Here is a 21259-nt window from a genome sequence, read left to right as displayed (position 1 = left end):
GGGCGCACACGTCTGGGACCTGGACGGCGACCGGTACGTCGACTACGTGATGGCCTGGGGACCGCTCGTCCTCGGTCACAGTGACCCGCGTGTGCACTGAGCTCGAGTACAAGTACAACCTGACTCCCGGAACCGACATCTGGGCGACCGCCAAGCAGCTGCTGAAGGCCCTGCGCCACGGCGCCCTGGACGGCTGCCGGCCCGAGTACCGGGACGAGTTCCAGACCTACTTCACCGAGAACCACCTCTTCGACGTCACCGGACCCGAGAGCGAGCTCGGCTACGCCTCCTTCGTCCGCACCATAGACGGCGGCCACGTGCTGAAGCGGAAGTGGTTCGCACAGGACGCCTTCGCACGCCGCGAGCGGCTCTACCCCGAACTGGACCTCCCGCCGCACGGTTTCGAGGAGTACCTGCGGAACGAGCTCGGCCTTCAGGTGACGGCCATGCCCCCATTCCGCCGCGTCCGGTACGACGTGCAGTGCGAGTCCATGGCCACCGGACACATCTACGGCATGTTCCTCGACCACTGCTCACTCCTCACCGAACCGGACGCGGTCCTGTCGCAGTGCGAGCTGGAGTACCGGCGCTCGCGCACCCTCCTGGAGCACGATCCGAACGAGGTACTGGCGGAGATGGACCGGATCGGGAACTGGCTGCAGAACTACCTCACTGCGGGTGGCATGGCGACGGAACGCACGTACTACTCCAAGCGCACCTTCCTGCGCGACACCGTGGCGAGCCGGCCCCACCTCGCATCGGCCCGCAGCTGAGGGGAGTCGCATGAAGCCGAGTCCCGGGCGCGGCACTCCTGCGGGTCGTGCCCGTCCTGCTTCCGTTACTCCCTCCTGTCCGCTCCCCCCACAAGGTTGCCGAACAACACGTCGGCGAACCTCGGGGGCCATCCAACGGGAAGCAGCCACCTCACGTGTTTATCCAGGTGACCAACCCCATCCACTCAAGCGCAGGCACCGCACACGCGCTGGCGAAGGTCACCGACAGCAGACACACGCTGCGGGTCTGGGCGGTCGATGCGACCACCACGGCGGTGGCCCATGCATAACCACCTGGTCACGCCGCCGGTCGCTCCACCTGCCGCATCGCTCGACTGGCGTGGCAGGGCAGCGGGCCGTCAGTCATCGCAAGCTGTACGCCTGCAGAAGCCCCCTCTCCGACGCAGCTCCACAGGCCACCACAAGTCCAGGAATTCCCGCGTTTCATCACGGGAAGCCGGCGTCACGGAGACCTTCCAGCCCAGCTCCCGGGCCGCTTTGCCCGTCGCGGCCCTGATCAGCTCCACCCCGCCCAGCCCGACGGCTTCTTCGTCGTCCAGGTTCACTTGGTACGAGCCGCCGTAGCCGACCAGCGTTCTCCGGAGCAGTTGCGGCGCAGCAGCGGGAGGGGCCAGCGCGATGCAGGGCGGGTTTTGCGTACGAAGCCATCTCACGCATCGCAAAAGGACATGCGGGCGCCCTTCCGGGCGCTGCTCGGTGCCGCTACTCGGTGGTGCGGTCGGGGTCGGGGAGGTCGGGCGGGAAGTGTTGTTCCAGGATCTCCGCCCAGCGGTGCAGGACGACGAAGCCTTCTGTGTCGGCCTGTGCCTGGACCAGCTCGGTCAGGGCGTCGATGAAGGGCTTGGCGGCGGTGTCGGCGGGCATCGCGGCGGCGGCCTGCTTGAGCCGCTCGTGTACGGCGGGGAAGACGCCCTTGGCCCACGCATCTTGCTCCCGGACCCGCTGGCTTCCTTCCTCGAAGTTGATCTCCATGATCACGAGGGCCGGGCAGTCGGGGGTGTGCCAGGTCTCGCTGATGCCACCACCGGTCTTCACGTACGCGATGCGGGTGTTGTCGGGGCCCGGGAGGGCGAAGCAGTCGGTGCAGTCAATGCGTTCTGTCTCCGGCTCGTCGGTCATCGCGGAGCTCCCTTCGAGTGGAGGCCGAGCCTGCCATCCCGATCGGCAGGCGACCAGGGGTTTCCCCCGTAACCGCAGCCCGCCGGCCCCGGGACTCGAAGGCGCCGTCCCTCCAGAGCCCGCCGCCACCACACCGCACCGAGACGTGCCGGGAGGTGAACCGGCGGCCTGCCGCCGGTTCACAGGCACCCGGGGCGCGCACCCTTGCCGACACCGGGAGCCGGTCGACGCGGTGCCGTATGGCATCTCCGCGGCGATGTTCGTGCCTGGACGGGCGGCTGGCCGCTACGTCCTGGGCTGGTAGTGGTGGTGGACCTTCGCCACGGTGGTCTGCCATGCGGTGCGGGCCGCGGTGGCGTCGTCGGGCAGGCGGTGCCCGGCCTGTTGGGCCAGTCGACGGTAGTGCGGGTGGACTTCCCCGTCGTCCGTGGTGATCAGCGCAGCCAGAGGGGCTGGAGGCCTGCTTGAGCGCTTGGCGCTGTTTGTCGCTGCTCAGCGCAGCGAGCCCTTTGACCTGTGCGCACAGCTGGCTGTAGGTGATGGTCTTGCCCAGGCGCGCGGCGTGCTCCAGGACGTCGCGGGCTGCTTCCGCCACGGTGTCCAGTTCGGTCGGCATGGGGATCGGGAGCGCCTTGTCCCGCGCGGACCGCTGCCGTGTGCGGACGGAGCCCCCGCTGCGATCGGCAGCAGGGGGCGGGGGGACGGTGACCGGTCGAACAGCCGGTCGCGGGGCCGGCGGGGGCGTGCTCTCCCACGCCGCTACCCCGGCGCGCTGGCTGCTGGTCAGCCAGTTCCCTGCCTCCTGCGCCCTGGCGGTCAGCTGGTTCACCAGGCGCAGCTGCGCGGCGGGGGTGAGGCGGCCGCGGCGCCGGTTGAGGCTGTCGAGGAGGTCGGAGACGGCCTGGGCGGCTTGCCGTGAACCGGCCTTCTTCACAGCCGGGGCCACGGGCGCGCCGGGAGGCGCGGAGCGCTCGCCCTGGCGGCCCCGGCGGCGTGAGGGGACGGCAGGCGCGCTGACACCGACGCCTCGTTCCAAGCGCAGCAGCATGTCGCCCGCGGCGCGCAGCAGTGCGTTCTCTGCGGCGGTGGCGCCGCCGTGTGCGGTGGCCTCGGCCAGGTTGAGGCAGTGCCGTAGTTCGCTGAGCCCGCGGCCGTCGTCGACGGCCCGCTGCAGGGCAGCGAACGCCTGGTTGCGGTCCTCCTGTGCCTGGGGCGCGGCCACCGGCCGGGCGGGACGGACAGGGCGTGGAGTGCGGGGTACGGGGCCGGTGATCGGCCGGTGGGTCGCGCGCAGGCGGCGTATGTTCTCGACTGCGGGGGTGGACAGGCCCCATGACTCGAGCCGGCACTCCTCCAGGGCGAACCACTGGGTCCCGGAGTGGAGTTGGGTGCCGATCATGACGCGTCGGTGGGCGCCTTCGGTGTCACAGCGGATCCGCAGCACGTAGCCGTGGACGGTCAACTGGTGCGGATCGTGGGCGACACCGGGGCCCAGTACGGTCTGGCTGCCCTCTGCGGCAGGGGCGCGGCGGCGTCCTGGTCCAGCAGCACACGCAGACACCCGTAGGCAGCCGGATCGAAGAGCACCTCGCCGCCGAGCCGTGCGCCCTCGGACATGCGGGCCACAGCGGCGATGTCCTGGCCGGCCAGCCAGCCCAGGATCTGCTGCCGGATGTAGAGGTGATCGGCGCTGGTGATGCCCACATTCGCCCGGCGGCACGGACCGCGGGCCGGGTCGGGCACGTGGGAGAAGTGACAGACGCGCTGTTCATACCGCTTGTCGCTCAGGCGGCCTCCGCACCCGCCCAGCCACCGCCCGCACCAGAACGACTCACCGGCGTACTGTCGGCGGAAACCATCCAGATCGGCCGCATTCATCGGCAGCATGACCGGAACTTCCGACTCCGCGCTGCCGAGCACTGCTGTCTGCACCAGGCGCTGATCCTGAGGCACGCCCACCTCCCGCACACCGTCGCCTCGACTGCTCCCAGTGTGCCGCGCTCGTCGGGGCTCGAGCCGCGGAACGATGATTCTGCCCACCCCGCTGCAGGGCCTCTGCGCGGCCATCGTCGACCGCCTGACCTTCAACGGCACGATCATCGAGACCGGCACCGACTCCTACCGGCTCGCCTCCACCCGGGCCCGAGCCGAGGCACCCGCCAAGACCGGCTGAACCCGCGCACGTCTCACCAGCCGGGGCCAAGAACTGCCATCCCTCCGGGCCCGGCCCTTTCAAGATCCGTCCCATATTCCCAGACGCTTGAGCCGACGCTGCCGGAGCCGTTCTGAGACGGCCGTAAGACCGAAGACAAGCCCCATGAGCAGCCCGAATATCACAGCGAACAGGGGATCATCCGGCTCCTCCTCACGCGACAGCAACAAGCAGAAGAGGGTGAAGGGCACAGCGACACAGAGGCCCGTGCCGATCGGGTGTCGGGCCACCCATTTCTGGATCCGCGTCGGACGCCGCTGCCCGCCCAGGGCCCGGTCCCAAGCCCAAAACGCATCCGCCAGAGACCGCCCCCAGTTCGCCACGGCAGAAGGATACGGCAGCCGATCGGCTTCCCCGGCCTCACCGCCGCGCAACGGACTGCTGGCCACCAAGCTCAGGCAGTGACGTCATTTCTCGTGAACACCCATGAGCCTCAAGATCGCTAACTACTGCCCAAACAGGCAGACAAACGCTGCTGCTTGAAGTGTACGAAGCCATCAGCAGGAACGCTGTGACGACCTTCGGCATCCGCTGTTGCTGCGCATCTGGGCCACAGCTCTGGAGCAGCTGCGTGACCGGCACTGCGAACTGGCTGGGGTTACGCCCGAATTCACCACCTCCCTTGCTGCCCTTGACATGCGGGAGTTGCACGCCATGAAGGAAGAGGATGTCTGGGACATCATCAACCGGCGCAGGTCCATCCGTGCTCTGGCGCATCGGTGGCGCGAGTGTCAGATGCACGTGAGGCAGTTGGGGCGTACGGCCGCGCAGTGGTCCGACGAACTCCGGGAGCCCTGGTATGCGGCGGAACGCACCGCCCGTGAGGAACTCGGCCGGCGCCACCCGGAACAGGTCGTTACTCTTGTCGCCGGGTTCACTTCGTTCTGTGAACCAGGAACGACTCGCCTCCGGAGAGACGTGAATCCGCAGTCCCGAGGCCAACTCGTGCGGGAACTCAAGGCCGCGCTCGAGGATGACAGGTGGTGCAGGCTATGCAAAGCCCCCTAGCCCGCCCCGCGTCCCCCCTGCTCCAATACGAGGGGTGATCACTCGGCTCGTGAATGTCGAGCAGAAATGACGGCACTGCCGTAGGGCGGCGAAGGAAGGGAAGGCGGAACCGACGGGGGCGTGGCAGGACGATGGGTGCCTCGCTACCAGTCTCGGACGGACTCCACTCCGACGATAAGACTGTCACGGGCGCCTTCGAGGCCAGGGCCGTGGAGGGCTTCGGCCTCGTTCAGGATGTGGTCGAGGGCGGCGAAGAGCTCTTCGCGCTCAGCGGTCTCGATGAAGCCCGATCGGCGGTCAAGCTTGTTGAACGCCTCACCATATGCACGCCCGATCTCCTCCATGCGTGTCGACCGGACGTCTGCGGGTTCTTCAGCGAACACTTGAAGGAGCGCCCTCCGTGTCGTCTTGTACTGGGCGACAGCCCTCTTGAAGGTGGTGGTGCTGATGTGTTCGCGACCGTCCCAGTCGCGCAACGGGTTGTTCCGGTTCTCCTCGACCCATTCGGCCTTGCGGGCCCGGACGACGGACACGTAGGTGCCCGCTGGAATCTCGGGGCGCCAGGTGCTGCGCATGGCTGAGGCGTATTCGGCAGGGATGCTGTGGAGGTCCACTGATTCCAGCTCTGGCACGCACTGCGGTCGAAGACGGTCTTCTCCGGTCATCCCGAACAGGTCAACGATGCGGATCCCCTGGAGAGAGGTCAGCCGGTTCAGCTCGCCCGCGGCGGAGAGGAGGCCAAGGCGTCCGTGCAGATGGAGCCAGGCCGCCCCGGGGAAACGCTGGACGAGCTGCGCGCAGTCGAGGAAATCGATGTCCGTGATCGTCAGGTGGGTGACCTCTGGTCTTGGTGCTATCGGCTGGCTGAGGAATTCATTGACCGTCTCTCCCGTGTACTCCGCCTTCCAGGCTGCGATCGGGTCCTCGTGGACACCACTGTCCCACCGCCGCTGCCGGGCGAGCTGATCACCCAGGCGCCATCCGGAGGCCCAGCAGTTCGCCGGTTTGTCGTGGAGCAGGGGCATCGCTCCGACGACCTTGTGGCTGCGGGGCAGGACCCACGCGTGGTTGCAGAAGGACAGCGCCCCGTTCCATGAGTGGTGGGTAAGCCTGAGCGGGGCGACGTCGCCGAGGTCGGCCACGGACGACGGCTCGGGGCCGGACCAGTCCAACTCGAGTACGGCCGCTGTCTGGGAATCGGCATCGAGCCGGACTATCTGCGCGGCTGTCCACTCCCCAAGATCCCGCGAATGAGCGACCACCACGTCGCCGACCGTGATCAGCCTTGGCGGCGCGGCCTGCTTCCGAATCGACATGCCCTGCCCCTAAAGATCGTCGAGATCGAGGCCGTCGCCGCCGTGCTCGATTCTGGTGCCTCCCCAACTGAACAACACCACGCCACCATGGATCGGGGTGCCTCCCAAGCCCGTCGACAAGTCACTACGGCTCAATAAAGCCACGCATCCAGCGCGCCGAGTTGAACGTCACCTCCTCGTGACGTTCGCCGACCCAGACGACTCCACGGTGTTCGACGCGGTCCGCGGCCGCATGCAGAAGGTCGCGAAGCGGTAGCCCAGGGCACGTCAGAGGGCTCCTACCAAATGTGGTGGCCGGCATCCTCCGGCGCTCAACTCTCAGAGCGCAAGACGAGGTGAGGCCCGGACAGCATTCCGGGCCTCACCTCGTGCCGAGGCTCGCGGCCCTTGCAGCATCGACTGCCCACCGTACGGCACGCGCTCAGTGGCCGACGATCTCCTCCACGGTCTCCTGCAGCAGGGCAAGGTGGTCCCAGATGTCCTCGTCCGGCGCATCGCCCAGGGCGTCGAGCAGCTCCCAGCGGTGCACGACCGTGTCGTCGTGAGGAACGTAGGCCGCTGCCCACACATCGAGCTGAGGCTCCTCGGACTCGTGGGACACGTACAGCACTGGGTCGTCGGACGGGGCGTCGAGCAACTGCCGCACCAGGAAGCGACGGTGACGGCCGGGATGGTCTTCTCGCTGTACTGGGTCATCATGATCGTGTCCTTGTTTCGGATCGCAGGCCCGCAGGCCTTGCCGCATCGAGAGGCCACGCGAGGGGTCGCGCGGCCGGCGTTCATCCCGGCGACGGCGGGGGCGCAAAGGAGCCCAGATCATCCCCGCAGCGGCGGGGAGCAGTACGGCCACTATGCCACAGCAGTCAGTGCGGAGACCGGCTTCACGAGTCCTGCCCGCTGCCGTGGCTTGGCAGGTCATCCGCTCAGATGTCGAGCGTGTACGTCGGAATTTCCTCGTGCGTCTTGGGCAGCCACTCCAGCAGCCGGTGCCACGCCTTCGCCGACTGGCCGCCCATCGGCCCTGCTGGACCAAGCAGCGTCTTCAGATCGGCCCAGGCCTCGGCGTCGTCCCGGTTGTTGATCAGCCGCACGATGTGCCGCGCGACGTCCAGACCATACGGCGCTGAGTCCTCGGCCTCGTCCAGGTCATCAGCGGGCACCGTCACGGCGATGAAGTCCTCGTCGGGGTGGCCGGGCCGCATGACGCACAGACGGACGTCACGGTGCGGTGGCCGCCAGTTGGCCTGGCACCACCACTGATCGGTGTCCGCCGGGCCGCGCCGGTCGGACAGGGGCGTCTCGACGAGCACGGGCACCTCCCTGGGCATCACGGGCAGGCGAGCGGGTGTAGTCGTCATCATCAGACTCTCAGCTTTCGATAGGGATATGCAGGATGCGCTCAGGGCGCATCAAGCGGCTTTCGTTCACGCCTGCGCGCGTTCCGCAGCAGAGCTAGCCCGCCGCCAAGACCGGCACCCCGTACCGCGGCATCCCGCCTTGTACGCCCCTGCAGTCGAACAGCCGGCGCTGTCCTGGCCCTACTGGCACAGCGCCCACCCCGCCTCGTCAAGGCGTTCGCGAAACTCGGCGTCGCGGTTAGCCATGCCGTACACCTGCCCTCGCGATACAGAGAGCTGCTCGGCCGCTTCGTCCACGGGCGTCCCCGCACGGACCAGCTCAAGGAGCTGGGCCCGCTTCTCTTCGGAGAACAGAGCATCGGCAATCGCCCGCTTCTCGGAGGTCGTCGCGCTGGCGTGGGCCGCACGGCACCGCTGGCACCGGCAGCCGACTCGCCACAGCACGATCGGTGAGAAGCGGTTGTGATCCAACCGAGGCGGCCGCTGCCGCCTGGCGACCTTCAGTAGCGCCTCGCCGCTCCACTGCCACTGCCGGCCGGGTCCGGGCACCCGGGTGGCGCCGGGCAGCCAGCCCACCATGTGCAGGGTGTAGACGTGCGGCCGGGCCACCTGCAGCACGTCAGCCACGTCGTCGGCGCGTTACACACCAGATGGGTCTATGCGGTCGACGACGGCCGCCAGAGGATGCGTCAGCATCACCGCTCCCCGTGCACTGGCAGCAGGCCGAGGACAAGTTGCCCCGCGTCCAGCGCCTGGTCGCAATGCCGGTCTGCGGGAGTGCCAGGCGGCAGTCGTCAGACTCCATCGGAGTCCTCTCCCAGGAATCGCCGGATCAGCGTCTCGGCCTCGGCGGCGTCACTGGTCTCGAGGGGTGCGGTCGTCCCGGGTGATGGAGATGCGGATCTTGGTCGGGGTACGGCGGTTCTGCAGCCAGGTGGCGAGGGAACCGGCCAGGACGGTGGCGATACCGCTGGAACCGAGGAATACCGTGAGCAGTTCGAGACCGGCACCGAGCTCGTTCTCCGCGGGTGTGGCGGACACGACGTGGACGCGCCCCTGGAGGCCGCGTTCACCGCGGAGCCACCCGATCAGCGCCAGGTGATCGTCGAGGTCAGTCGCCGAGTCGAGCCTGATCTGAACATCCGTCACCTCGGTGTCCTGGGTCCCGTGCATCGCGTGCTCCCCCGCTATTGCTCGCATGTGATGCCCAGGGCTGCCCGGGCTGGTACGAGAAGTCACCCTACGGGCCGGGCCCGTCCGGTTCGGCCCAGGCCCGATGAAGAGATGCCACGCCACGGGCCTGGGCCGACTCCGCGCCTTCGCACCAGCGCCCCTCGACAGCCACTACCGGCGGCCCGTGGCCCCTGAGCAACCAACGCTCCTGCTGAGCAGCCCCCCGAGCCATCACGCAAAACCGCAAGTCAAGCCAACTCACAGAGACCCACACTCAACCGACATCAACCCTACCTTTCAGTAACTTCTACCGAACTCCGCTCCCCAAGAATGAGCAACTCCCTGGTCAGTACGTAAGGACTGCTCACCTCCAAGAGAGCCGCAACAAGAGGGCACGGCCCGAGCGTCTCGCCAGCATAATTCGCGACTTCAGCAACGCCCGCATCTTCAACGACGACCTGCTGATTGTGCGGGCCGAGATGGTCGCCGGCGCCAAGCTCGCGCGCACTGGGATCCCCTTCGACTTCGGCCGGCGCAACGGTGCCACCGAGCCGGACCTGGTGCTGCGTGGGATGGACCTCGCCATTGAGGTCAAGGCCCGCCGTCTGGACGGCGTGCAGGGTCTGCGCGACGAACTCGCCGCCGCGCTCACCGGCATCACCCCGCCGGTCCTCGTGGAACTGAGGACCGACTCCCAGCTCCTCGGCATCAAGGCCGACGTGAGGGCCAAGGTGGTCGAAAAGACCGTCCAGCGGGCGCGCAGCCAGAACTTCGGCACCGCGGTGACCGAGGTGGACCAGCCCTGGTCGGCCCGCAAGCGCTTCCTGCTCCATGTCGGGATCCGCCAGGCGGCCGACCTCACGAGCGGCTCACGGATCATCGTCACCGGCGGCTTCTGGGGCAACGAGCCGGGTCCCCACCTGATGGACGTGGAGAACGAGGTGCTGGCCACCCTGGAAGACGAGCAGAAGCTCCGGCAGGCCAACACCCAGCCCACCATCCTCCTCTTCGACGCCGCCCGCACCGGCATGGCCTGGATCCGCCCGCAGCCGGTCTGGGCGCAGCGTCTGGCGATGCGGCTGCCCGACACCACCCCGTTCGTGGGCGCCGCCGTGATGACCCCGACGCTCGACGACCCCGACGTGGGCATCTCCCTGGGCGTGCGCAAGAACCTGTCCGATCAGGACCGGGCCGCCGTGGACGAACTGGCCCGCCGCCTCGGACTCACCGGCGTGTGACGTGGTCGACGGTCACCGACCGCGCCGTAACCGGGGCGGCGGCCCGCCGTTGAACCCGGCATCGCGTGCGTGAACATCCGACCCCCGCGGAGGAAGTCCTCCAAGGTGCGTACTCGCGATCCATAGCCACGGCAGCGCAGTGAGCGAAGCGCAGGGCCTCCTTGGGCAGGCGATCAGGGCTTCGACGGCTGACACGCGCCCCGACACTGTTATGCCTCCTGCTGCTCGAGGGCGGGAAGGTGGTCCAGCACGCCCTCCAGCAGAGCGTTGACGCTGGCGCGGGTCGGAAGGTCACCGATGCTGAAGCGGCTGGTCCGGGTACCGATCTGCCGGTGCAGTGCGTCATCGGCGGAGGCGCGGAACTCCGTGAGCTGCTTCATGTACACCTTCTCGGTCCTGCCCCACGGCCCGTGGGCGACGACGTGCTGGAAGTTCTTCTGACCGAAGACCGGCGGGATGTGAATCCAGGATCGCTCGGAGCCCCTCGGCGGTGCGGAGGGCCACCGGACCCAGTTCGCTACGATCTGCTGATGTCTTGCGTCTTCTGCGGTAGTTCTCCTGTCACTAAGGAACATGTCTTCCCTCAGTGGCTGAACCAGTATCTTCCGCCAGGGAGACAGCAGATTTAACAGTCCCGCTACGGGACGGGCGCCTTCGATGTGACTAGACAGAGTGTGGGCCTGGACTTCACCGTCAAGAAGGTGTGTGCCCCGTGCAACAACGGCTGGATGTCACAGCTTGAAGATTCCTCCAAGGACGCCCACGAACCACTGATCATCCGTCAGAGCCTTGATCTCATCTCCCTCCAGCAGCAACGCCAGATAGCGCTCTGGGCAACAAAGACAGCGATGATGGCAGACCAGGTTCAGCAGGAGCCTCTCCTGCCAGCTCATCAGCTCCGGAGAATGCGTACTCACCGAGCGATTCCTGGTGGAACGCGGGTCTGGCTGGGGTCCTGCCCCGAACGCAACCCCACTGTCACCAGTCACACCGTGCGGATCGACCTCACAGGTGTATCCACTCCCGACACCCCTCAGCCGGTCGGGTTCTTCTGCCCCATGAAGATCGGGCATCTGTGTATCTACGTCTATTTCCCAGCCGTGGACGTCGTCATCCAGCACGCGCGTGAGTTCCACCTCTCCGTCGCCCGAATATGGCCTCGCCGCGCAAGCGACCTACCTTTCCCTCCACCCGTCCAGCCACAGAACGGGGAAGCCTTCGAGGCATTCGCTGACGCGTTTCGCGAGAGCCTCTACCTCTACACACCCGAGCAGGCGGCCGAGCATGGGCTCAAGGAGTCCTGAGATCGGGGCCAGGCGGATCACGCCAACGGAAGTACTCAACCGCCAACTGAAACGCTCAGTCACAGTCCGGGCTCGCGGCTGTTCGGGGCGCGGCTGCTACAGGTCGAACTCGAGGTGCTCGATGTCGGTGAAGCGGACTTCCTCCAGCTGGCCGGCGCGGCGGCCGCTGTCCTGGAAGTACACCTCCTTGAGCCCTTCGGCCGCGATCTCCCGCAGACGCTGCTCGGTGGCGCCCTGCTCCTGTGCCTCGAAGAGACGGGCGGCGTACTGCGGCGGCGCGGGAGGTGTGCGCCGCGCCGCCGCGCAGTGCTGAAGGGGGTGGGCCGGGACGGCGGGCCCGCCCGGTGAGGGGCGGGCCCGCGCGGCCTACGCGGCCAGCACCAGCGGCTTCAGGTCCGGGTAATCGCGGTCCATCTCCAGGGAGATCAGCTCAGCCTCAGTCTCCGCAGCATGGGTGAAGCGGGTCTCGCCGGTCGGGGCGTCCAGCACGAAGCGCATCCGGTGGATCGTGTAGGAGACGATCCGCTCGGGGTGGAAGGTGCGCATCTCGCCGCGCATCCGGCACATGGCCCGGACGATGATGCGCCCCTTGCTGGTGGTGCGGATGTCGTGGATCTCGATGGTGCGCACCGACTCTTCGCCGTCGCTGTCGATGTAGGTGACGGTCACGGCCCGCTTGCCGTCCATCGCGCGGATCAGGTCGGCCAGGGTGCGGGTGGAGGTCTGACGGGCGGTGCGCTTCATCGTGTTGAACATCGGGCTCTCCCAGCGACGTGGTGTGTCTTCGGTGTTGGCCGACTGCCACCGCCGAGGAACAAGACAACTATATCCTACATACGTCACAAGAGGAGGAGAAAACACCCTTCACCTCGACTCCCCCTGGAAGCCTCACGGCACCCTGACGGCACCCCGGGGTGCCGTAATACCCGCGCGGCCACCCTGTTGACATTATGATGTGTGATGGATATAGTTATCTCAGTCGCCAGGCAGTGGCAGCCGGGCGGCGACCGAGAAACACGCACCTCAACAAGTCAACAGCGGACAGGAGCCCCCGAGATGGCCCGTACTTTCCACGACCGCCCCGCGCACCTCCAGTACGAGGAGCGGCCCTGGCTCACCCCCTTCCTGAATGACGGCAGCCGGACATGGCTTCAGCGGGCGGCGCACAAGCGGGACCGCGCGGCGCTCAAGCGGGCCCTGCGCACCGGCAGCGGGCCGCCCCGCCCCCAGCGCCGCCGCATCGACTGGGACGCACACTGAGTCGGCCCCGACAAAACGGCCCCGCACCGGCGGGGCCGTTTCGCGTTCTGCCAGCAGCACGCGATGAGCGGCGGCCGGAGACTCAAGAGCCCCGCCGACGGGGGAGGCGGCGGGGCGCATTCAGTGTGGCAGGAGAGCGCTACGAGCGTGCTCGTTTTGCCGCTTGGCCCGCGCGCTGGCGAGCGACGGGGCAGCGGACAAACGGAGCCGGGGCAGGCAATCGGGGTTCGGCGGACGAGGCACCGAAGTGATGCGGGAGCTCAAGGCTCGTGAGGAGTAACGCGTCACCGTACGGCAGCTCATCCATCAAGGTTCCCGAACCTGACGGGCCTTCGGAGGCAGAACGTGCGAGGACCGGCCGGCACCCAGCGCCACCGGTCTTTCCACAGACCTGATCGGTCGGAGGTGTCGTAGGGGTCACCCCGGCACCGACCGGACCACGCACGTCCTGCCCTGGGCTGGCCAACGCCGCCCCGGGCCCCTCAGAGATCCAGAACCTCTAATTACTAACGAATTAGAGGTGTCGGCGTAGGAGATGGGCTTACCCAGGGGGTCTGACCAGGGAAAACGCTCAAGATCACGAAGGGGGGTTCACACCTCCGGTAGTACCTCCGGTGCAACTTTGGGTCCGCCTGTGCAGACAACTGTGCAGACAACTGTGGGTGCAACCCTCTTCGAGGGCGCCGCCCGCAGGCTTGCCCAGACCTCACAGACCGCCCGAGCCGTCGAACTGGCGCAGGAAGTCGGCCAGCTGCCGGCGCTGGCGCTGCTCTTCGGCGAGCTGCCGGGCGAGCTGGGAGCGGTCGATATGGGACTCCACCGCTTCGAGGACCAGGCGCTGGAGCTCGGCCGGCTCGAGGGCTTCGACCTCCCGCTGGACGGGCCGGTCGACGTCGAAGCCGTACCGTCCCGCGAAGACCGGCCAGCGGGGGGCATCGCGGCGCCGAGAGTGTGCGGTCTTGGGCGCGGTCGACGATGGCGGGCCAGTGGAGGCGTCCCATACCGGTACGTACCCGATGCGTTGCTGCTAGTCAGGGAGCTGGGCAAGCCTCCGGTCCTGCCACAGCTCGCGGATCCACGCGGTTGTCGGCGGGTGCGGGTGGGCACGAGTCGTCTCCGCGGGGGCGAGAATCAGGGCGGCGCGGGCCATGGGGTCCAGCTCCGTGGTGAGCCGGGTGGCGAAGGCGGTTCGGCCCCCCCGCCCCAGCCCTTGGTCGCGGATCCGCTGGCGGCTGTGGCAGAGCCGGCAGGGGCCGAGCGCGGGCTCACGGGCTACCGGGCCCGGCGCCGGAACAGACGACGGTGGTCAGGGCCATCGAGATGGCCGTGATGACCGCACCAGGCCAGGGCCGTCCACGGGGCGCCGTCGGCAGTGCTCCATCCCGCCGCCGAGAGGCGGCCCTCACGGTAGACGATCGCGGCGGCCGGCGACGGGACCCCTGCAGCGGCCGCTTGCTGATGGTCGAGCCTTCACGCTCACCCCCGGCTCAGCGCCTTCACGCCGGGTCGGGAAACGTTTCGGCTTCGTCCCTTCGGGCGGAACTCAAGTCCAAGGTGCGGACGGGCGCCGCACCCGCTGACACGATGCGTCAGCGAATGATCCCTTGCTCCGCACTCGCCCGGTTCGTGTGCCAGCTAGGGGATTCACACCCACACGGGAGGCAGAAATGCCGAGTTCCACCCCACCATCCTCCACGCCACCTTCCACCGGCCCGGCCGCCCCACCGGCCGCTCCGGCGTCATCCCGGCGGTCCGCCCGGACTCGTCTCGGACGGCGCCTGGCCGCGGCCGCGACGGTGACCGCCCTGCTCCTGCCCGGCCTGTGGCTGATGCCTGGGCTACCGGCCCCGGCCGCGGCCGCCGACCCACCACCGCTGGCCATGACCGTCACCGTGAGCCTGGACTGGTTCGAGCGCTTCGAGGTCCCGGACGACGGCATCGACGAAGAGGGCGAGTTCTATCCGGAGGTGAAGATCGGGGACAACGCGCTCCAGACGGGCCGGATCGTCTCCGACGACGCCTTCCACGCCAGCACCATCCCCAACCCGTGGGTCTTTACGCAGCAGGTCACCCTCTCCGGCAGCCAGACCACGTTCCCCGTCGGCATCCAGATCAAGGACGAGGACGGCGGAACGAACTTCGCGGACGACCGGATGGACATCAGCCCGCAGAACCAGGACATCGACCTCAACCTCACGTACAACGCCCTCAACGACACCTGGACCGGCGACTCGCTCGCGTACGGGTTCATCCCGCCGGACCCGCCGTGCACCGACCGCGCCGGGAACCCGCAGGGCCAGGTGTGCGCCATCGGCGACGGCGACCCGAACTTCCCCAACGCCGGGGACGGCAAGCGCGCCGCGGTCGGCGTGACCATCACCACCAGCAAGCACAGCGACGCCGACCAGGACGGCATCGCCGACCGGTACGAGCGCTTCGGCGTGCGCAACCCGGACAACTCGATCGCCGTCGACCTGCCGGCCCTCCAGGCGGACCCACTGCACAAGGACATCTTCGTCGAACTCGACTACTCGGACGGCTCCCAGCCGTCCCACGAGGCGATCCAGGCGGTCGAGCACGCCTTCGCGGCGGCCCCGCTGTCAAACCCGGACGGCGCCGACGGCATCACCCTGCACGTCGACTCCGGCGGCCTGCACGACAAGACGGCCATGGAGGGCCCACCGGAAGGCACCTGCACCGACGGACTGGACAACGACGGCAAGGACGGCGTGGACGGTGCCGATCCGAACTGCAACGACCGCGAACTGGGCGTCGAGGACTTCAAGCCGGCCACCTGCGACAACGGCATCGACGACGACACAGACGGCAGGCCGGACGACCAGGACCCGGACTGCATCGTCGGCGACGACCTGGGCGGCGGCAACCCGATCGCGTCACCGCTGGCCAACTGCAACCTCGACACGGACTACCGCAACACGAAGGCGCGCAATTTCCAGCTGCTGCGCCAGAAGGCGTTCAACTACGTCCTCTACACCACCCAGGACGTCGACACCGACGGCGCCGGCCCCGACACCGGCTGCAACAGCGGAGGCTACGGCGCCGGTACGGACATCATCCTCTACCGCACCGACGCCGGATCCCTGATGCACGAGCTCGGCCACAACCTCGGGCTGCACCACGCGGGCACGGACGCGAAGCCCAACTGCAAGCCCAATTACGTGAGCGTCATGAGCTACTCCATGCCGGACGGCATCCCGCGCGTGGGCGGCGGAACGATCGTCGACTTCTCCCCCGCCCGCATCACGCTGTTCGGCCGGCCGCCCAGCCCGACCGAGCCGGGCCGGTCCCAGGCGGTGCTGCCCGAGCTGCAGGAGGACGACCTCCGCGAGAACCGGGTGCTCGACCCGCGCGACACCGTGAACCAGTTCGTCTTCTCGGACGGCGCGGGTGCCGTGCGCACCGTCCCCCTGAACCAGAACCCCGACTGGAACGGCGACAACCCGACGGGCCCCGGCGACGACGGCGATGCAAAGCAGATCGTCAACATCGACGCGACCGGCCCGGACGACTGCAAGAACACCAGCACCGACGAGAAGCTCCAGGGCCACGACGACTGGGCCCGCGTCCAGACCTACATGCCGAACCGCTTCCCGGTGGCCGGCGGCGCGCCGCCCGTGAGTGAGGACCCGCCCCTCCCGACGGCGGAGGAATCCGCGCGGATCCGCGGACTCCGCAACACCACCGACCTCACCCTGACACTCACCGACGCCCCCGACCCGGTCGCCGCCGGCGAGCGCCTGACATGGACGGTCGGCGTCACCAACAACGGTCCGAACTCCTCCACGTCCACCCAGATCACCACCGAGCTGCCCGCCGACGTCACCGACCCGACCACCACCGGCCCCTGCCTGGTCTCCGGCCGGACGGTCACCTGCAACCTCAGCGAGGTGCCGCAGGGCGCGCACCGCCAGTACACGATCAGCGCCCAGGTCCCGGCCGACCTGATCTACCGCAACGGCGGCCCGAAGACGGTCACCGCCACCTCGACGGTGGCTAACCTCGCCGGCCCGGACGCGCGGCCGGCCGACAACACCGCCACCTCCGACACCAGGGTCATCGCAAAGGCGGACGTACGGATCACCGACGCCCGGGCCACCAGCCCGCTGGAGGTGCTCATCGGCGAGCCCGCCACCGCCTCGCTGGAGGTCACCGTCGCCAACGCCGGCCCGTCCAGCCCGATCGACACCCTGCTGACCACCACGGCCGGCGCGGAAGCCGGCGTCACCGTCACACCCGCGACGCAGACCGCTCAGCAGACGGCGCTGCGCGTGGGCACGCCGCAGAAGGCCACGTACGCGGTGCAGCTCGCGTGCACCGCGCCGGGCCTGAAGCAGGTGCACCTGGACTCCCGCCTGGCGCTGAAGAACGCGGAGGACGTCGACCCGGACCCGAGCAACAACACCGCCTCCACCTCGTTCCGGATCGACTGCGTGGTGCCCATCGCGATCAACGTCCGGCCAGGCGGCTTCCCGAACTCCATCAACCTCAACACCGACGCCACCCTGGCCGCACTGACCACCCGGGTCGGCGAGTACGGCCTGCCACTGGCCTTCGACGCGACGGCGATCGACGTGTCCCAGACGTACTGGGGCCTGCGGGAGCGGCTGTTCAACACCACCACCCCAGCCGGCGCCCGGGAGGTCCACGGCAGGGGCCACCCCGGTGACTCCTACGAGCTGGACGAGCGCACCCGCGACGGCGACACCGACAACGTCATGCACTTCAAGCCCAGCGAAGCGGGCCTGACCCCCGACTCGACCCGCGCCTGCCTGAAGGGAAAGTACCGGGCCCCGGACGGCCAGGTGTACACCTATCTGGGCTGCGACTCCGTGCGGGTGGTGAACTGACACCCGGCCCGGACCGGACATGACGCAGGGCCCCCACCTCCGGGTGGCGGCCCTGCGGCCGGTCGGCGACGGGCACAGCCCGACGGTGGTCAGCCGACGGCCCCGCCGCCGGACGCCATCACCCTGGCCCGGGCCGGCCGGGCCTTGAACCGTTCTGCCTGATCCGCGCCACAGCAGCCGCAGGCTCGCATGCGTGGCGGCCCGGGCCACACCTGCCCCTGCGCCCGACCATCCAGAGAAAACGCCCAGGTCAACCCCTTGAGGCACCCTGCCCCGCCAACTCGAATGCACGACCCGCAAGGTTCAGTGCACATCCGCCATCTTCAGTGCACAGTAGGCGGGCAAGCCCTGGCCGGGGCGCCCCGAACAATGTGCGTTCGATTTTTGTTCGAGTACGGTGAGGGTGGGAGGTGTCGCCATGGACGAGCAGCATGACCAGGCCGTGGGTGCCGGTTCGCCGATCCTCCATGTGCGCTGCCCGCGGGATGTGGATCCTGATCTGTACCGGCTGCTGCTCGGACTGGTGGCGGATGTGACGCCGGTGGTGCAGGCCTTGCCGCCGTCCGCTGTCGTGGCGGACGTCTCCGGCAGCGTGCGGTTCTTCGATCGCGATCCGGCAGAGCTGGCCCGGATGATCAGGGCGAGGGCGCTTGCTCTGTACGGCTTGCCTGTGGTGCTCGGGGTGGGGCCGAACTGGACGGTCGCGGCGATGGTCCCGGGAGCCGGGGCGGGGCGGTGTGCGTGCGGTCGGCTCCGGTCCCGAGGCGGTCGCGGCGTTCCTTCACCCGCGGCCGGTCGGCGAGCTGCATGGCATCGGCCCCGCCCAGGAGCGGACGCTGATGACGTACGGCGTGCACACGATCGGGCTGCTGGCGAATCTGCCGGAGGCGACGGTGCAGCGGGTCCTGGGCAGGAAGGCGGGCCGGCTCCTGAGCGAGCGTGCCCGCGGTATCGACCGCCGCCGGGTGGTGCCGGCCGAGCTGCCGCACAGCGCGGCCGCGCAGCGCCGCTTCCCGACCGACACGCTGGCGCCGGAGCTGGTGCGCTCCGCGCTGCTGTCGCTGGCGGTCGAGCTCGGCGAGCGGCTGCGAAGACGCCGGCAGGCGGCGAAGGCCGTGACGCTGACCGTGACCTTCGTCGACCGCACCCAGATCCACCGCAGCCGCCAGCTGCCCGGCGGGCCGTCAGCGCACACCGACGACCTGCGCGACGCCTCGTACGACATGTACCGAGCCCTGGGACTGCAGCGTGCCCGGCTGCGGGCGGTCGCCCTGCGCTGCGAGCAGCTGGTGGACGCGGCAGCCGTCGCCGAACAGCTGTCCTTCGACGCCGACCGGGAGCACCGGCTGCGTGCCGAGCAGGCCATCGACGCGCTCAATGCCCGGTTCGGCTCCGGCACCGTGGGCCCCGCGGCGAACTATCCGCGGGCCGGCTGACTCCTATGCGGCTTCAGGCCTTGGGGCGCTTGGAGCCCTTGCGGCCATCGGCCAGCTGCTCCAGCAACTCGGCCGGCTCCGGCCGGGTGCCGCTGCCGAGGTAGCGGATGCCCTCACCTTCCGGAGCGGTGCCGGCGTCCTTGCCGATCGGATGCCGGCGGCTGGTCGCGGTGCGCCATCCATAGCGCTCGTCCCACACCAGCGCCGGCGAACCCTGGCCGGCGGCGAGCGGTACGGCGGCCGCCAGGTGCTCGCCTGCCAGTTGGCGCACCTCGACCTGGACAGGCTCGCCGACGCCGGCCTGGGCCAGGGCGTCGGCCACCTGCTGCAGATACGGGCGGGCACGGCGGATGCGCAGCTCGGCCTCGGCGATCGTCGCGGCGCCGCGGTGGGTGACGGTGGGGTAGCCGAGGCGCTCGGCGGCCTCGAGCGGGGTGAGCTCTGGGTTGTCCTCGACCAGGTCGGCGATGCGCCGGCCTCGGAGCTGGGCGAGGCCGGCCTGGGCGGTGGGGAACTTCGCGATGCCCAGGGTGTCGGCGACCTCGGTGAGCGTGATGGCCGGGTTGCCGTCGAGGAGTTCGGCGATCCGGGGCAGGATTTCATCGCGCGGGATCATGTCGCCGCTGCCGGTGCGGCGGCCGCCGCCGGCGCCGCGGCCGGGCCGGGATGCCTTGAACTCGCGCACCACGCGGCGCGGCCAGTGCTCCGTACCATCCTCTTCGGGGACAAGGACAAGATGCTCGGCCAACTTGGGGTCGCTCTTGTACTTGTTCCAGCTGGCCGGCGCCACGCCGAGTTCGGCGGCGGCCTCGTGGCGGTCCAGCAGGTCCTCGTCGTCGTCGACCTCGGGCAAAGCCGGGACGGGCTGGCCGGCGTGGAAGGCCTTCGTCTGCTCACTGTCCCACAGCAGCGCCCTCGAGGTCGGCGAGCTGATCGGGGCGGGGTGCCCTGCCTGAGTGTGGGGCTTCTTGTTGCGGAAGGTGCCGAGCGGCATGCCCAGTTGGGCGGCCAGGTCGGCCATGGTCTGTGCGTACTTCAGGCGTCCGGCGCGGATCATCTTCTTCGTTTCTCCATCACGGTGCGGGCCGGGGCGTCGGCGAGGGCGCCCCGCCCGGGGCGGGCGTCAGGTGGTTGCGGGGTCCGGCAGGCAGTTCGGCGGGCACGGCTCGCCCGGCTCGGCCAGGCATCGGTCTGCGGGCGGCGGCGTCGATGAGCGGCTGCAGGTAGGCGAGGGCGCCGGCGGCGTGGGTGAGCGGGACGAGGTCGGTGGCGATGATGGCGTAGCAGGCGTGCGGGGCGCGGCGCGTGGTGTGGACGCGGATGCCGGCGGTGTCGCCCGGGGCCGAGGTGGGGTCCGGCAGGACGAGGTCGTCGGAGTGCCACTGGACGGTGACGTCGGCGTCGGCCAGGTCGCGGGCGGGCTCGGCGAGTTCGGCGGCCGCGGCCGCGGCGGTGGCCGGCCACGCAAGGCGTGCGCTGTCAGAGGCGGCGTGGCGTGCGGCGTCGATGACGGCGGGAGCCTCGAGCTCCTGGGACATGATGGTCTGCATCGCGCCGGGCGAGGTAGATGGGCACGGGCTGCTCCGGGTGTGAGGTGTGTGTTCGGTGCTGGCGTGCTGCCACGACACGCCAACGAGACAACAATACCCTCTTTTCATCACCGTGGGCAAGGAAGCGCGTACCTCATGTGGCGCCGGGCGGATACACTCGCTGGCGAGACCGCCTCTCGGGTTCTCCCGCGGAGTGTGTGTTTTCGGTTGGCCGGCGCCCTTGCCACCCGCTTCGGCGGATTGGGCGCCGGCCTTTTGCGTGCCCACGAGTCGCCAGGCCGCCCCCGTCACGCATCAGTCAGGCGGCAACCAGACACCCTCAGCCATGGATCCCGCGATCGCTGGAGTGGCGGGAGGGGTTCGTGATCAGGGCCTGCGGGAACTCCGCGTGGAGCTGTGACCTTTCCTCACCCCGGGCCGTTGCCCGGGCGTGGCAGGTGCCACGCCCGGTCAGGCTCCTGGTTCAGCTCATGTGGTTGTACGTGTTGCCCGTGTGGGCGTCCGAGATCGCGCGGGATCTGAACGGGTGGTGGCGGTCGCCGGTACCGGAGTAGAGGTAGACCGTGTTGGTGCTGCGCTGGTGGGCGAAGAGGTCGGCCTTGCCGTCGTGGTCGACGTCGCCG

Annotated in this window: 17 protein-coding genes and 2 pseudogenes; 7 read left to right on the top strand and 12 right to left on the bottom strand. The window is 69.1% G+C overall.

Features of this window, described 5'->3' with window-relative positions:
• Positions 1-89 precede the first annotated feature (89 nt).
• Positions 90-773 carry a hypothetical protein gene (locus AB0K02_RS33265; RefSeq protein WP_365996349.1) on the top strand — a complete coding sequence of 228 codons (684 nt, stop codon included), beginning with the start codon at positions 90-92 and terminating at the stop codon, positions 771-773.
• Between the two features lie 723 nt (positions 774-1496).
• On the opposite strand, the gene AB0K02_RS33260 is transcribed toward AB0K02_RS33265, so the two are convergent.
• Positions 1497-1913, bottom strand: coding sequence for a hypothetical protein (locus AB0K02_RS33260; RefSeq protein WP_365996348.1), 417 nt, complete (start codon positions 1911-1913; stop codon positions 1497-1499).
• A gap of 1458 nt (positions 1914-3371) precedes the next feature.
• On the bottom strand, positions 3372-3866 hold the full coding sequence (locus tag AB0K02_RS33255) for a hypothetical protein (protein ID WP_365996347.1): 495 nt from the start codon (positions 3864-3866) through the stop codon (positions 3372-3374).
• Positions 3867-3966: 100 nt separating this feature from the next.
• Here AB0K02_RS33255 and AB0K02_RS33250 point away from each other — a divergent pair.
• Positions 3967-4086, top strand: a pseudogene (locus AB0K02_RS33250) (AAA family ATPase); the annotation flags it as partial.
• Positions 4087-5276: 1190 nt separating this feature from the next.
• On the opposite strand, the gene AB0K02_RS33245 reads toward AB0K02_RS33250, so the two are convergent.
• The 5 genes from AB0K02_RS33245 to AB0K02_RS33225 form a co-directional block, all read right to left on the bottom strand.
• Positions 5277-6449, bottom strand: a complete 1173-nt coding sequence (locus AB0K02_RS33245; RefSeq protein ID WP_365996346.1) for a hypothetical protein — start codon at positions 6447-6449, stop codon at positions 5277-5279.
• 421 nt (positions 6450-6870) lie between these two features.
• Positions 6871-7095: a hypothetical protein gene (locus AB0K02_RS33240; protein ID WP_365996345.1), complete on the bottom strand. Its 225-nt coding sequence runs from the start codon at positions 7093-7095 to the stop codon at positions 6871-6873.
• Positions 7096-7372: 277 nt separating this feature from the next.
• Positions 7373-7777: a hypothetical protein gene (locus tag AB0K02_RS33235; protein ID WP_365996344.1), complete on the bottom strand. Its 405-nt coding sequence runs from the start codon at positions 7775-7777 to the stop codon at positions 7373-7375.
• 210 nt (positions 7778-7987) lie between these two features.
• Positions 7988-8434 (bottom strand): hypothetical protein, encoded by a 447-nt coding sequence (locus tag AB0K02_RS33230; RefSeq protein WP_365996343.1) that lies wholly within the window; start codon positions 8432-8434, stop codon positions 7988-7990.
• Between the two features lie 228 nt (positions 8435-8662).
• Positions 8663-8980 carry a hypothetical protein gene (locus AB0K02_RS33225; RefSeq protein ID WP_365996342.1) on the bottom strand — a complete coding sequence of 106 codons (318 nt, stop codon included), beginning with the start codon at positions 8978-8980 and terminating at the stop codon, positions 8663-8665.
• A gap of 467 nt (positions 8981-9447) precedes the next feature.
• On the opposite strand from AB0K02_RS33225, the gene AB0K02_RS33220 reads away from it, so the two are divergent.
• Entirely contained in the window at positions 9448-10218 is a 771-nt protein-coding gene (locus tag AB0K02_RS33220) for a hypothetical protein (protein ID WP_365996341.1), read from the top strand.
• A 209-nt stretch (positions 10219-10427) separates the two neighbouring features.
• On the opposite strand, the gene AB0K02_RS33215 is transcribed toward AB0K02_RS33220, so the two are convergent.
• Positions 10428-10598: a hypothetical protein gene (locus tag AB0K02_RS33215; RefSeq protein WP_365996340.1), complete on the bottom strand. Its 171-nt coding sequence runs from the start codon at positions 10596-10598 to the stop codon at positions 10428-10430.
• A 294-nt stretch (positions 10599-10892) separates the two neighbouring features.
• Between AB0K02_RS33215 and AB0K02_RS33210 the strand changes: the two genes are divergently transcribed.
• Entirely contained in the window at positions 10893-11522 is a 630-nt protein-coding gene (locus AB0K02_RS33210) for a hypothetical protein (RefSeq protein ID WP_365996339.1), read from the top strand.
• Between the two features lie 96 nt (positions 11523-11618).
• Here the strand turns inward: AB0K02_RS33210 and AB0K02_RS33205 are convergent.
• Positions 11619-11798, bottom strand: a pseudogene (locus AB0K02_RS33205) (XRE family transcriptional regulator); the annotation flags it as partial.
• A 90-nt stretch (positions 11799-11888) separates the two neighbouring features.
• Positions 11889-12278, bottom strand: coding sequence for a WYL domain-containing protein (locus AB0K02_RS33200; RefSeq protein ID WP_365996338.1), 390 nt, complete (start codon positions 12276-12278; stop codon positions 11889-11891).
• Between the two features lie 300 nt (positions 12279-12578).
• On the opposite strand from AB0K02_RS33200, the gene AB0K02_RS33195 reads away from it, so the two are divergent.
• From AB0K02_RS33195 to AB0K02_RS33185, 3 genes are all read left to right on the top strand, one after another.
• Positions 12579-12782 (top strand): hypothetical protein, encoded by a 204-nt coding sequence (locus tag AB0K02_RS33195; RefSeq protein WP_365996337.1) that lies wholly within the window; start codon positions 12579-12581, stop codon positions 12780-12782.
• A gap of 1880 nt (positions 12783-14662) precedes the next feature.
• Positions 14663-17650 (top strand): hypothetical protein, encoded by a 2988-nt coding sequence (locus tag AB0K02_RS33190; protein WP_365996336.1) that lies wholly within the window; start codon positions 14663-14665, stop codon positions 17648-17650.
• A gap of 737 nt (positions 17651-18387) precedes the next feature.
• Positions 18388-19086 carry a hypothetical protein gene (locus AB0K02_RS33185; protein WP_365996335.1) on the top strand — a complete coding sequence of 233 codons (699 nt, stop codon included), beginning with the start codon at positions 18388-18390 and terminating at the stop codon, positions 19084-19086.
• Between the two features lie 13 nt (positions 19087-19099).
• Here the strand turns inward: AB0K02_RS33185 and AB0K02_RS33180 are convergent, their stop codons facing one another.
• On the bottom strand, positions 19100-20143 hold the full coding sequence (locus AB0K02_RS33180) for a DUF6292 family protein (protein ID WP_365996334.1): 1044 nt from the start codon (positions 20141-20143) through the stop codon (positions 19100-19102).
• A 16-nt stretch (positions 20144-20159) separates the two neighbouring features.
• The gene (locus tag AB0K02_RS33175; protein ID WP_365996333.1) at positions 20160-20624 is read right to left on the bottom strand and encodes a hypothetical protein; all 465 of its coding nucleotides are present in this window, start codon (positions 20622-20624) and stop codon (positions 20160-20162) included.
• Between the last annotated feature and the right edge of the window lie 635 nt (positions 20625-21259).

Origin of the sequence: Streptomyces sp. NPDC049597, from assembly GCF_040675505.1 — a bacterium.
In the GTDB taxonomy this organism is placed as follows: domain Bacteria; phylum Actinomycetota; class Actinomycetes; order Streptomycetales; family Streptomycetaceae; genus Streptomyces.
Note: the sequence above shows the minus strand (reverse complement) of the source record. Positions and strands in the feature narration are given on the sequence as shown.

What these genes read in the sequence shown, in the direction of transcription:
- AB0K02_RS33260 (WP_365996348.1), bottom strand. Translation starts at nt 1,913, where the DNA reads ATGACCGACGAGCCGGAGACAGAACGCATTGACTGCACCGACTGCTTC.
- AB0K02_RS33180 (WP_365996334.1), bottom strand. Translation starts at nt 20,143, where the DNA reads ATGATCCGCGCCGGACGCCTGAAGTACGCACAGACCATGGCCGACCTG.
- AB0K02_RS33175 (WP_365996333.1), bottom strand. Translation starts at nt 20,624, where the DNA reads ATGTCCCAGGAGCTCGAGGCTCCCGCCGTCATCGACGCCGCACGCCAC.
- AB0K02_RS33225 (WP_365996342.1), bottom strand. Translation starts at nt 8,980, where the DNA reads ATGCACGGGACCCAGGACACCGAGGTGACGGATGTTCAGATCAGGCTC.
- AB0K02_RS33235 (WP_365996344.1), bottom strand. Translation starts at nt 7,777, where the DNA reads ATGCCCAGGGAGGTGCCCGTGCTCGTCGAGACGCCCCTGTCCGACCGG.
- AB0K02_RS33245 (WP_365996346.1), bottom strand. Translation starts at nt 6,449, where the DNA reads ATGTCGATTCGGAAGCAGGCCGCGCCGCCAAGGCTGATCACGGTCGGC.
- AB0K02_RS33215 (WP_365996340.1), bottom strand. Translation starts at nt 10,598, where the DNA reads ATGAAGCAGCTCACGGAGTTCCGCGCCTCCGCCGATGACGCACTGCAC.
- AB0K02_RS33190 (WP_365996336.1), top strand. Translation starts at nt 14,663, where the DNA reads ATGACCGTCACCGTGAGCCTGGACTGGTTCGAGCGCTTCGAGGTCCCG.
- AB0K02_RS33200 (WP_365996338.1), bottom strand. Translation starts at nt 12,278, where the DNA reads ATGTTCAACACGATGAAGCGCACCGCCCGTCAGACCTCCACCCGCACC.
- AB0K02_RS33195 (WP_365996337.1), top strand. Translation starts at nt 12,579, where the DNA reads ATGGCCCGTACTTTCCACGACCGCCCCGCGCACCTCCAGTACGAGGAG.